Source organism: Streptomyces sp. SYP-A7185 (assembly GCF_046103685.1).
GTDB lineage: Bacteria > Actinomycetota > Actinomycetes > Streptomycetales > Streptomycetaceae > Streptomyces.
In genome coordinates this window covers 4,398,483-4,409,796 of record NZ_CP122310.1, presented here as the reverse complement: position 1 = coordinate 4,409,796, position 11,314 = coordinate 4,398,483, and the positions used below count along the sequence as shown (strand labels likewise).

8 protein-coding genes are annotated in these 11,314 nt (G+C 70.8%); 3 read left to right on the top strand and 5 right to left on the bottom strand.

All coding sequences use genetic code 11. The annotated features are described in order from the left end of the window. Window positions 1–93: 93 nt before the first annotated feature. Window positions 94–477 (bottom strand): VOC family protein, encoded by a 384-nt coding sequence (locus QBL25_RS19180; protein ID WP_409058260.1) that lies wholly within the window; start codon window positions 475–477, stop codon window positions 94–96. Between the two features lie 384 nt (window positions 478–861). On the opposite strand from QBL25_RS19180, the gene QBL25_RS19175 reads away from it, so the two are divergent. Then, window positions 862–1,929, top strand: a complete 1,068-nt coding sequence (locus QBL25_RS19175) for an alpha/beta fold hydrolase (RefSeq protein WP_409058259.1) — start codon at window positions 862–864, stop codon at window positions 1,927–1,929. Between the two features lie 74 nt (window positions 1,930–2,003). Here the strand turns inward: QBL25_RS19175 and QBL25_RS19170 are convergent, their stop codons facing one another. Both QBL25_RS19170 and QBL25_RS19165 read right to left on the bottom strand, forming a co-directional pair. Further along, on the bottom strand, window positions 2,004–2,612 hold the full coding sequence (locus tag QBL25_RS19170) for a hypothetical protein (protein WP_409058258.1): 609 nt from the start codon (window positions 2,610–2,612) through the stop codon (window positions 2,004–2,006). A 196-nt stretch (window positions 2,613–2,808) separates the two neighbouring features. After that, window positions 2,809–3,435, bottom strand: coding sequence for a DJ-1/PfpI family protein (locus QBL25_RS19165; RefSeq protein ID WP_409058257.1), 627 nt, complete (start codon window positions 3,433–3,435; stop codon window positions 2,809–2,811). Window positions 3,436–3,868: 433 nt separating this feature from the next. Between QBL25_RS19165 and QBL25_RS19160 the strand changes: the two genes are divergently transcribed. Further along, window positions 3,869–4,786 (top strand): endonuclease domain-containing protein, encoded by a 918-nt coding sequence (locus QBL25_RS19160; protein ID WP_409058256.1) that lies wholly within the window; start codon window positions 3,869–3,871, stop codon window positions 4,784–4,786. Between the two features lie 1,107 nt (window positions 4,787–5,893). Here the strand turns inward: QBL25_RS19160 and QBL25_RS19155 are convergent. Together QBL25_RS19155 and QBL25_RS19150 are read right to left on the bottom strand one after the other, a co-directional pair. Next, window positions 5,894–6,076 carry a sigma-like protein gene (locus tag QBL25_RS19155; RefSeq protein ID WP_409058255.1) on the bottom strand — a complete coding sequence of 61 codons (183 nt, stop codon included), beginning with the start codon at window positions 6,074–6,076 and terminating at the stop codon, window positions 5,894–5,896. 427 nt (window positions 6,077–6,503) lie between these two features. Continuing rightward, window positions 6,504–9,452, bottom strand: a complete 2,949-nt coding sequence (locus QBL25_RS19150) for an AfsR/SARP family transcriptional regulator (protein WP_409058254.1) — start codon at window positions 9,450–9,452, stop codon at window positions 6,504–6,506. A gap of 443 nt (window positions 9,453–9,895) precedes the next feature. Between QBL25_RS19150 and QBL25_RS19145 the strand changes: the two genes are divergently transcribed. Beyond that, window positions 9,896–11,122: an amidohydrolase family protein gene (locus QBL25_RS19145; protein WP_409062707.1), complete on the top strand. Its 1,227-nt coding sequence runs from the start codon at window positions 9,896–9,898 to the stop codon at window positions 11,120–11,122. The last annotated feature ends 192 nt before the right edge of the window (window positions 11,123–11,314 follow it).

The following is an 11,314-nucleotide window of genomic DNA, read 5'->3' as shown; positions in this document are numbered from 1 at the left end:
GGGCTGGGGCAGGGGGGCGGACTGGGGCAGGAGGGGTGGTCCGGGGAGGGCCGGGGCGGGCCGGGGCGGGCCGGGGAGGGCCGGGGAGGGCCACTACTTGGCTGTGGCTTCCCGTTCGGCGGCGCTGCGCTCGATGCAGAACTCGTTGCCCTCGAGGTCGCTGAGCGTGACCCAGCCGCGCCCGTCCGGAAGCCGATGGTCACCCACGACCTTGGCGCCGAGCGCGACGACCCGCTCGACCTCCTCGTCACGGCTGCGGTCCTGCGGCTGAAGATCCACGTGCACGCGGTTCTTGATGGTCTTCCCCTCGGGCACGGTCACGAAGAGCAGGGTGATCCCCTCGGCGGTGACCAGGGCCTCCGGGTCCCCGGGGAAGTCGTCCTCGGCGATTTTCCCGGAGAGGATCTCGGCCCAGAAGGTGGCCTGACGGTAGGCGTCGGAACAGTCGAACGTGAGGTGGCGCACGAGTGAGGTCATGCGCGGCATGATCGGTGAGCTGCGGGGTGACTGTCCAATGGAATAGGGGTTGTTGGGGGCGGGGTGGCGGAAAAGAGGGTGGTGGGGGTTGGGGGCCCACCCGCTGGCTCGCCCGCTGACCCGCCCGAATTTGCCGGGTCGGCAAAGTTCCTCGCGGGCGGGGGAAGGCCGGGGTGAGGATCAGGGAGTGGGCAGAGGTTCTGCACGCATAGCAGCTGATCTGTCTTCATTGCGGTGTTTCATGGCTATGACGGCGGCCCTGAACTCGTAGATGCCCGCCAGCCCTGAACTCGTACATGCCCGCCAGCCCTGACTCGTACATGCCCGCCAGCCCTGACTCGTACATGCCCGCCAGTCCTGATCTCGGCGGAAACGGGAGGAACGATGACGCACCACCCACCCCAGCAGCACCGACTGGTGGACGTACCGGGCGGGAGGATCCACCTGGTGGAGCAGGGAACGGGCCCCTTGGTCCTCCTGGTCCACGGCTTCCCCGAGTCCTGGTACTCCTGGCGCCACCAGCTCCCGGTCCTCGCCGAGGCCGGCTTCCGGGCCGTGGCGATCGACGTACGCGGCTACGGGCGCTCGTCCAAGCCGCGCGAGGTGGACGCGTACCGGATGCTGGCACACGTGGCCGACAACGTCGGAGTCGTCCGCGCGCTGGGCGCGGAGACCGCGACGGTCGTGGGCCACGACTGGGGCTCGCCCATCGCCGCCAACTCGGCGCTGCTCAGGCCGGATGTCTTCACCGCGGTGGGCTTGCTGAGCGTTCCCTACGCCCCGAGGAACGGCTTCCGGCCGACCGACGCTTTCGCGCGCATCGAGGGGGCGGGAGGGCGGGGAGGGCCTGGAGAGGCTGGAGGGTCCGGAGAAGCAGGAGGGGAGGGGGCGGGCGAGGAGTTCTACGTCAGCTACTTCCAGGAGGAAGGCAGGGCGGAGGCGGAGATCGAACCGGATGTGCGGGGCTGGCTCGCGGGGTTCTACGCGGGGCTTTCGGCCGACACGTCATGGCAGAAGGCGCGGTCATCGCTGGGGGCGGCGGAGGGCCGGAGCCTGCACTTCGTGACGAGAGGCGGAAGGATGTCGGACCGCTTCCCGAAGGGGGAGGCACTGCCGCCGTGGCTGACGGAAGCCGATCTCGACGTCTACGCCGCCGAGTTCGAGCGCACGGGACTCGCCGGCGCCCTCAACCGCTACCGCAACGTCGACCGCGACTGGGAGGACCTGGCGGCGTGGGACGGAATGCCGATCCCCCAGCCGTCACTGTTCATCGGCGGCGACCAGGACGCGTCGACGACATGGATGGCCGACGCGATCAAGGCGTACCCGCAGACCCTGCCCGGTCTGGTCTCCTCACACATCCTCGAGGGCTGCGGGCACTGGGTGCAGCAGGAGCGTGCGTACGAGGTGAACCGGATCCTGGTGGAGTGGCTGAGGGCGGTGAAGGGGTGACGCGGTGAAGGGGTGACGCGGTGAAGGGGCGAAGGGGCGAAGGGTTGGACGTGGTGACTCAGTGACTCCGTGACTCAGTGTCCGACGGGGGGCTCCATGCAGCCGGTTTCCATGAAGGGGCCGTTGGCCTTCGCTTCGTAGTTGGTCGGCTGGACGAAGGCGGTGACGCAGGCGTCGACGCGCACGCGCAGGCCGATCATGGTGCCCTCCGGGACGACGTACTCGCCGTTCTTGTAGCGGGAGCGCATGTTCTGGACGATGAGTTCACCGCCGAGGATCTTGCCCTTGCTGTCCGACTTCAGGATCTTGTAGTGGAGCTCGCCGGTGAGAGCCGCCCGAACGCTCTCCAAGTCCCACTTGCCCTTGCTGTGCAGCCGCTTGAGGACGGGTTGCATACGGGCGGCCTCGGCCTGGGCGGCTTCCTCGCTCGCCGGGGACATGTCGCCGGGGCGGCGGTAGGCGTTGTTCTCCCCGTTGTGGGGCGCACCGTCCACGACGCCGGGTTCCACGTAGGGGGAAGCCCCGGGACCCGACGGCGAAGCATCAGGACCCGACGGGGACGCGCCAGGGCTTGATGGGGACGCGGTCGGGGGCGAGGTGGTGGCGGAGCCGGCGGTGGCGCCGTGCCGCTGCTCGCCGCAGCCGGTGAGGGAGGCCATGGTGGCGGCCGTGGCGGTGGCCATGAGGAGAGCGGACACCGCGCGGAGGCGCCTCCGCCGAGTTGAGGTGCCCATGCAGACCGTGTGGACCATGCCGAAGACTCTGCCACGCCCGCGTGACGCGCACGGCCCGTACGGGACACGGCTAGGACACGTTCTGCCTGTACTGCCTGTCCTGGTCGCCCTGCATGTCGTAGGGGTTCTGAACGCTCTGAACGGCCTAAACAGTCTGGACGTTCTGTGCCTTGAACTTCTCCACCAGTGCGGCGGGAGCTTTTTCCGGGGAGCCGGCGTCGTACGGGGGCTGAGGGTCGTACTCGATGAGCAGTTGGACGGTCTGCGCGTGCTCGTCGCCCGCGATCTTGCCGGCGAGCGTGAGGCCCATGTCGATCCCGGCGGAGACGCCCGCGCCGGTGACGTACTTCCCGTCGAAGACGACGCGCTGGCCCGTCGAGTCGACACCGAACTGCTTGATCTGTTCGAGCGCCAGCCAGTGGGACGTGGCACGACGGCCCTTGAGGAGGCCCGCGGCCGCGAGGATGAGGGAGCCGGTGCAGACGGAGGTCGTCCAGGTGGTGGTGGCGTCGACGGCACGCAGCCACCCGAGGAGGGCCTCGCTCTTGAGGTCCGGCTCGGGGCTGCCGGGTACGACGACGATGTCCGGGCTGGTGACCTCGGCGAGGGACTTCGTGGCGACGAGGGAGAGGTTCCGGGCGTCGTCGAGGACGGGGCCCGCCTCCTCGGCGACGAAGACGACTTCGGCGCCGGGAAGCCCGGAGAGGGTCTGGTAGGGACCTATCGCGTCGAGGACGGTGAACTTGTCGTAGAGGACGATGGCGATCTGCATGGGGTGCCTTTCGGGGTGAGGTGCGATGGGGTGCCCTGCAGGGTCGTGCGGTGAGGTGTCGTTCCGACCCGGTCCGGTCCGTTCGGTTCCGCTCTGTTTGGGTCCGTGCTGTGGCTCAAGTCTTGTGAAGGCTGCGGGTGTCGGCAATGACGAGCACCCCTCCTTTCCTGCCATGTGCGTTGGGCCGGTGTCGGGTTGGGCCGGTGTCGGGTTGGAGTGGGAGGCCGGTTGGGGTGGAGGAAGAACCCGCGGTTATCCACAGAGGCGGGGATATCCACAGGCTGATTCGTCGTCGGCCGATGTGCGGCAGCCTTGAGTCATGGGTCGTTCGAGGGAGCGGAAGGGCAAGGGAGGTGGGGCTGGTGAAGGTGGAGGTGGACGGGCCGGACTGAGAGATCTGAGGGATCGCCGGGGCCTGCGGGGCCTGCGGGACGTGAGGGACCTGCGGGAGTTGGCCGTAGAGGGGGTGCTGCTCACGGGATGGGCCAAGGAGGCGGGTTGGGCGGCGAGCACGCTGTCCAGAAGCCTTGCCGCTGAGGGGTGGACGCGCATCCCGGGCGGCGGCTGGGCGGAGCCGGGGCGGGCGCTCGATCTGCCGGTGCGGCTCTGGGCCGGGCAGTTGACGACACCGGGCCTGGTCGCGAGCCACCGGTCGGCGGCGGTGCTGTGGCGTATCGAAGTACTGCGGGAGGAGCTGGAGTTCACGGACCCGCTGGGTACGCGCCGCAAGGTCGGTGCCCGCGTCCACCGGCTTCCGTTGCCGCCCGCCGAGATCACCGTGGTGGGGGACCTCAGGGTCACGACGGTCGTGCGTACGTTGGTGGACTTGCTGCGCGGCGGCCCCAGGGAAGACGCCCTGGTGGCCCTCGACTCCGCACTGAGCAGCCGCCGGTACGGCGGACGTCACTGGCGGGGCCCGCTGATCGGCGGCATCGAGGCCGTGGCCGAGGCGTTGGACACACCACCGGTGGCGGGAGCGCCGGGAGTGGCAAGGGCGCACCGGTGGCTGACGCTGGCCGACCCGGGGGCGGGTTCACCGGCGGAGACGGTCGCGCGGCTTCGGATGCGTGACGCGGGGCTGCGCCCAGAGACGCAGGCCGAGTTGCTGACCCCGTCGGGCCGGCTACTACGCCCTGACTTCCTCTTCCGGGGGGTGGGCGTGGTCGTGGAGATCGAGGGCTACGCGTATCACGGCACGCGCGAGGCCCACCGCCGGGACATGGCCCGCTACAACGACCTCGCCTCTTGCCCTGAGGTGCGGGTGGTACTGCGCTTCGGCGCCGACGAGGTCTTCGGCGCACCGGAGGCGTTCGTGAGGAGGGTCAGGGCAGCGGTGGCGGGGGGTGGGTGAGGGGGGAGGGAGGGGAGGGGGAGGGGCCCCCGAGGCTTTGGTTGGCCTGTGGGGGGTGGTGGCCGGGGCCGCCCGGTGCTCCGGAGTGTGGCGGTTCCGGCGGGTCAGTCAAGGGCGCTCCTGCGTCGCGTCGGCTGCGCCGATTCCGCTGCGCTCCACCCTTGACTGCCCCACCTCCACCGCAGGAGCTTCTGTTGACCGGGCGGCCGGGGAGGGGGCGTAGGGCTGGGGTGGAGGGGTGGTTCCGTTTTCCTGCCGGGTGCGGGCTGGTTCTTCTGGTGTGGGCGTCAGGGGGAGGGGTGCTGTCTGGGGGCGGGCTCGCTCCGGTGGGTGGGGAGGCGTCCTGCCGGGTGCGGATTTGTTCTTCTGGTGTGGGCGCTACGGGGGACGGTGGGCGGTTGGCTTTCGGTGGGTGGGGGATTGGGTTTGGGGCTTGGGTGGGGGTGGGGGTGGGGCTGTGGGAGCGGGGGAGGGGTGTGGCAGGGGGCGGGGTGCAAGAAAGTCCCGCGACGTGCCGTTGGTCGGGCGGGAGGTTGGGAGTTTCTTGCAGTTGGGGGTCGGGTGGTGCCTCATGTGGGTGATATGGGCGGTATGTGCGTCGCTTGGGTGGCCCGGGGAGACGCTTCAGTCGCGCTCGGCGCTTCAGTCACACGTGTCTCGGGCCAGCACCAGCCCACGTTCGTCAGCTCTCGCCGGGTGGGGGATTTCGTGCACCGGCGGTCTCGTTGGCCCCCGGCCCCCCGGGACCCCTCGCCCACGGCGCCTATCGACTTGGGTTGTTCCTGCGTCGGCCGGTTTGTGGTGATCCCTCGCCGCGCCTCTTGGCCCCGGGTCCGTTCCGGGGCCGGGCAGCGGGCCCTGGCGTTGGCTGAGCGTTGGTCGGTGCAGCCGCCCGGTCGGTCTCGATGCCGGTGGGTCGTCTGGTCCGTCTCAGACGGACCAGACGACCCCTGCCCCCGTACCGGTGGCCGCCTGAGCCGGCCACCGGCCCCCCCGTGCGGGGGTTTCGCCTGAGCCGAGCCCCCGCACGGCTCCAGGCATGCATCGGCCGCGGTGGCTTCCCCTCCGCGCCACCGCGGCCGATCCCCCCCGTCAGGATGGAAGTCTTCAGTCCTTCGCCGGCGGGGCGGGGCTGTGGTGGTCGCCCTGCGTGGTGACGGTGCCGTCGGCGGGAGGTGTGGGGCTGTGGTGGTCGCCGAGCGTCGTGATGGCGCCGTCGGCCGGCGGGGCGGGGCTGTGGTGGTCGCCCTGCGTGGTGATGGCGTCCTTCTTCTTCGCTGCGTCGCTCATTGCTGTCAACTCCTGAGATGTCGGCGGCGGGCAACTATATAGAACGCCCCTGTCCGGCGACTCCCCCGAGGACCGCCGGACAGGGGGCGGGTGGAACGCTCACCCGAGAGGTAAGGCTCCCGGCGACCCGTCTGCCCCCCGACGCGACGGATCGACTGCTTTCAGCATGCATGGTGGGCATAAACAATCGATGAACGCCGCCGATGCATCGGCTCGGGTCGGGGGGTGGGATGGCTCAGGCCGGCGAGTGGGATGGCTCAGGTCGGCGGGTGGGGCCGACGGGTGGGATGGCTCGGGCCGGTGGGCGGGCCGGCTTGGGCCGACGAGCAGGGTGGCTCGGGCCATGGGCGTGGGCGGCTCGGGCCCCGGGAGTGGGGTGGCTCGGGCCCCGGGGAGCTGGGTGGTTTCCGGCGTGGAGGGGCTTGGGTCAGGCTGCTGTGAGGGGGGTGAGCAGGCCGCGTACCGTGTCCGCTTCTGCTGCTCCGCACTGTTCGTACAGCGAGAGAGACTCCAGCCAGCATGCCCGGGCGCGGTCCGTCTGCCCGAGTCGGTCCAGTGCCTTGCCCAGGGTCGTCAGGACGTGGGCCCGTGTCCTGTCGCCGCCGATGCAGCCGATGGCCAGGGCCTGTTCCGCGTGCTGGGCTGCCTGGGTCGAACGCGCGGCTTCCAGGTGGGCCTGAGCGATGCGGAAGTGGGCCGTGCCCTCCCAGAGCCGCTGCCGGTTCGTCTCGAACTTGTGCAGGGCTTCGAAGAGTTGCCCCAGCGCCTCCGAGTGGCGGCCGGCCTGGGTCAGCGCGATGCCGAGGGCGTACTGGGCGTTGGCGAGGCGCAGAGTGTGCCCGATGCGGTCGTAGATATCGATGCCCTGCTGGGCGAGCTCTATGGCGCGTGAGGTGTGCCCCATGAAGAGGTGCATGCGGGAGAGGTTGCACAGGGCGCTGGCTTCGTTGGGACGGCTCTCGTCCGCCCGGGCGCCGTCGATCGCCCGCAGCAGGTGCTCTTCCGCGTCCGCGTAGCGCCCTTGGTTCAGGGCGATGATGCCGCGGTCGTTCGAGGCCCAGTAGACCGGCGTGCGGTCTCCGGCCGCCGATGCGAGCAGCGCGGCCAGGCGGGCCTCTTCGTCCGCGTCGTCGTAGCGGCCTGAGACGAGGTGGACGTTGGTGATCGTCGTCCGTGCCCGGCCTTCCGTACGGGCGTCGCCGGAGGCCTGGGCCGCGTCCCGTGCGGACAGGGCGACGGTCTCGTACTGCTTGGAGTTGGCGCCGGATTCCGCGAGGTCCTGTGAGGCCCACAGGAGGTCGACCGCCCGCTGGAGGCTGGCGCCCTTCGCGGCTTGTTGTGCGCAGGCCAGCAGGCAGTTCGCCTCGGTGTAGAGCCAGCCCAGAGCCTTGTGCCGGTCGTCGAACGACAGGCCCGCGTACTTGGTCGGGGCGAGGTGATCCACGAGTCGGTCGCCCGGGCGTTCCAGGGCGTAGACCCCTGCCGCCGTCGCCAAGTAGAAGTCCAAGAGGCGGGACATCGCTGTTTCTCGGTCTGTTGGCGGGAGTTCGCGTTCTGCGCAGGCACGCGCGTAGAGCCGGACGAGGTCGTGGTAGCGGTAGCGGCCCGGGGCCGCTGATTCGACCAGGGAGGTGTCGACCAGGGATTCCAGGAGGTCTTCTGTTTCCTCCGTGGGGCGGTCGAGGATCGCGGCGGCCGCGGCGAGGGAGAGGTCGGGGCCGTCGGCGAGGCCCAGGAGGCGGAACGCGCGTGCCTGGGCGGGTTCCAGTTGGCCGTAGCCCAGTTCGAAGGTGGCTTTGACCGCGAGGTCGCCCGCCTGGAGTTCGTCCAGGCGGCGCCGCTCGTCGGCGAGCTTCGCGGCGAGCGTGGAGACGGTCCAGGTACGGCGGGCCGCGAGGCGCGAGGCGGCGATGCGGATCGCCAGGGGGAGGAAGCCGCAGGCCGCGACCACGTCGAGGGCGGCTTCGCGTTCGGACGTCACCCTCTCTTCGCCGACGATCCGGGTGAAGAGGAGGAGGGCTTCCTCGGGGGACATGACGTCCAGGTCCACCAGGTGTGCCCCGGCCAGGTCGACCATCCGGATGCGGCTGGTGACGAGGGCGGCGCAGCCTTCCATGCCCGGCAGCAGCGGGCGTACTTGGGCGGCGTCGCGCGCGTTGTCCAGGACCACTAGGACCCGGCGGCCGTCGAGCACGGACCGGTAGAGCGCGGCGCGTTCCTCCAGGGAGTCCGGGATGGCGGAGTCGGCGGTGCCGAGGGCCCGCAGGAACGCGCCGAGCACGGTTTCGGGTTCGGCGGCGCGGGCGCCGGCGCCTTGGAGGTCCACGTACAGCTGGCCGTCGGGGAAGGATGCGCGTGCCACGTGGGCGACGTGGACGGCGAGGGTCGTCTTGCCGACGCCGCCGATGCCCGCGAGGGCGGAGACCGCCATGACGCGGCCTTCGGCGGCGGAGAGGATCTCGCTCAGTTCGGTGACGAAGGAGGCGCGGCCGGTGAAGTCGGGCACGGTGGCGGGGAGCTGTGCGGGGCGCACGACGGCGGCGGCGGGTTCGGGGGCGGCCGCGGAGGGTTCGGCGAGTGCCGGGTCGGCGCGCAGGATCCGCTGCTGGAGTTCTTTGAGGCCGGGGCGCGGGTCCACGCCGAGTTCGTCGGCCAGGAGGCGGCGGGTGTCCGCGTAGACGGCGAGGGCTTCGGCCTGCCGTCCGCTGCGGTAGAGCGCCAGCATGAGGAGTTCGCGGAGGCGTTCGCGCAGGGGGTGGGCGGCGGTGAGGGCGGTGAGTTCGGAGACGGCCTCGGCGTGGCAGCCGACTTCCAGGTCCATGTCGAGGCGGGATTCGAGGAGCTGGAGGCGCCATTCCTCCAGGCGCGTACGTTCCGTTTCGGCGTACGGCCCGGGGACGTTGGCCAGGGGTTCGCCGTCCCAGAGGCCGAGTGCTTTGTTGACCAGGGAACGGGCTTGGCAGAGGTCGGCGACGCCGCGTGCTTTCTCCGCTTCCGCCCAGAGGTCTTCGGCGAGTGCCAGGTCCAGTGCGCCGTCGGCGACCGCGATCGCGTAGCCGCCGGATTCGCTGACCAGGACTCCGGCGGGCAGGACCTTGCGCAGCCGTGAGGCGTAGGTGCGGACGGCGGCCAGTGCCTGGGAGGGCGGTTCGTCGCCCCAGAGGGCGTCGATCAGTTCGTGTGCGGTGGCGGTGCGGCCGTCGCGCAGGAGGAGCGCCGCGAGCAGCGCGCGCTGCTGCGGAGAGCCCATGGAGAGCTGTTCGGTGCCGTGCCATGCGCGTACGGGCCCGAGCACGCTGAAGTGCGGTCTCAGTTCCTCGGGGGCGTTCCCCGGGGCCGGACGTCGCTGGTCCGGTACTCGCGGTACACCGTCCATCGCTCCCCCTGCTGCCCTGACGTACCCGGCCGTCGCCGTGCCTGGTCGTGCGCCGCGGGTCTGCCCTGCCCGCGATTGTCGCTCTTTGTCTGGTTCCGTTTTTACCTGGTCCTTGTTCCCCGCCAGTTTGCCTTGTTCATGGCGGATGCGTCAGCTGTGCGAGACGGCTCTCACAGGGTCCACGCACTCGCCGTCCGGTGGGGGCCGGGCGGGTGGAGGGCGGGCGGAGGGCGGATGGGCGGCGGGGTGACGGCCGGGTGGTGGCCGGGTGGCGGTGGGGGGACGACCGGAGATCGGATGGCCGGCGGGCGGCCGACGGGCGGCAAGCGGGCGGCCGGCGGACGGCCTGAGATCGGATGCGCGGTGGCCGACGGATCCCCGACAGGGAGCTGACGGATCGTCAGATTAGCGCTACCGTCGAGCACATGGAGACTACTGAGACCTTGCCGACGTTCCCGAGGATCATCTCGGTGGACGACCACACCGTTGAGCCCGCCCACGTGTGGCGGGACCGGCTTCCGTCGAAGTACCAGGACAGCGGGCCGCGCGTCGTCCGTGCACCGCTGAAGGAAATGACCTTTATGGGCGGGAAGTTCGCTCCCGTCATGGGCGCGAAGGGGGATGACGGCCCGATCGGCGACTGGTGGGTCTACGAAGACCTGCACCGCCCCCTCACCCGCCTCGACACCGCCGTCGGGTACGACAGGGACGAGATCAAACTGGAGGTCATCACCTACGAGCAGATGCGCCCGGGCTCCTTCAGCGTGCCCGACCGCCTCGCCGACATGGACGTGAACCACGTCCAGTCCGCCCTCTGCTTCCCCACCTTCCCCCGCTTCTGCGGGCAGACGTTCACCGAGGCCAAGGACCGCGAGCTGGGCCTGCTCGGGGTGCGCGCTTACAACGACTGGATGGTGGAGGAGTGGTGCGGCCCGGACGCGCGGGGCCGGCTCATCCCGCTCACCCTCATTCCGCTCTGGGACGCCGAGCTCGCCGCCGCCGAGGTCCGCCGCAACGCCGCCCGCGGCGTGCGGGCCGTCGCCTTCTCCGAGATACCGCCCCACCTGGGCCTGCCCTCCATCCACACGGACGAGTGGGACCCCTTCCTGCGGGCCTGCGACGAGACCGGCACCGTCATCGCCATGCACATCGGGTCGAGCAGCAAGATGCCGAGCACGTCCGCGGACGCGCCGCCCGCCGTGGGGTCCACGATCACGTTCGCCAACTGCTGCTTCTCGATGGTCGACTGGCTGATGAGCGGCAAGTTCGAGCGCTTTCCGAACCTGCGGATCATGTACGCCGAGGGGCAGATCGGGTGGATCCCGTACATCCTGGAGCGCGCGGACGTGGTCTGGGAGGAGAACCGCGGCTGGGGCGGGGTCGCCGACAAGGTGCACCGGCCGCCGTCCGAGCTCTTCACCGAGCACGTCTACGGCTGCTTCTTCGACGACGCCTTCGGGCTGAAGAACCTCGACGCGATCGGTGTGGGGAACGTCTTGTACGAGACCGACTACCCGCACTCCGACTCGACGTGGCCGAAGTCCCGGGAGGTCGGCGAGTCCCAGATGGGGCACCTGGCGCCGGACGTCGTGGACCGCATCGTGCGGGGCAACGCGATCGACCTGCTGGGGCTCACGGACGACGGGCTGTGGGCGGGGCCCGGGGCGTAGGGACGCGTACCCGCAGGCGGGGCCCGGGGCGTACGGGCGCGTACCCGGGGCTCGCGGCGCCACACGTGCACCGCCACGCGGCGAAAGGGGCCGCAGCGGCGCACGTGCCCCGCCGGGTGGCGGAGAGGGTCCGCGTGCGCCCCGCGCCCAGTCCTTCCCCTCCCACCCCTTGCCTGACGGACCGTCAGCTAC

Excerpts from the sequence above, each read along its gene's own strand:
- QBL25_RS19165 (WP_409058257.1), bottom strand. The coding sequence starts at position 3,435 with ATGCAGATCGCCATCGTCCTCTACGACAAGTTCACCGTCCTCGACGCG.
- QBL25_RS19155 (WP_409058255.1), bottom strand. The coding sequence starts at position 6,076 with ATGAGCGACGCAGCGAAGAAGAAGGACGCCATCACCACGCAGGGCGAC.
- QBL25_RS19170 (WP_409058258.1), bottom strand. The coding sequence starts at position 2,612 with ATGGCCACCGCCACGGCCGCCACCATGGCCTCCCTCACCGGCTGCGGC.
- QBL25_RS19150 (WP_409058254.1), bottom strand. The coding sequence starts at position 9,452 with ATGGACGGTGTACCGCGAGTACCGGACCAGCGACGTCCGGCCCCGGGG.
- QBL25_RS19175 (WP_409058259.1), top strand. The coding sequence starts at position 862 with ATGACGCACCACCCACCCCAGCAGCACCGACTGGTGGACGTACCGGGC.
- QBL25_RS19180 (WP_409058260.1), bottom strand. The coding sequence starts at position 477 with ATGACCTCACTCGTGCGCCACCTCACGTTCGACTGTTCCGACGCCTAC.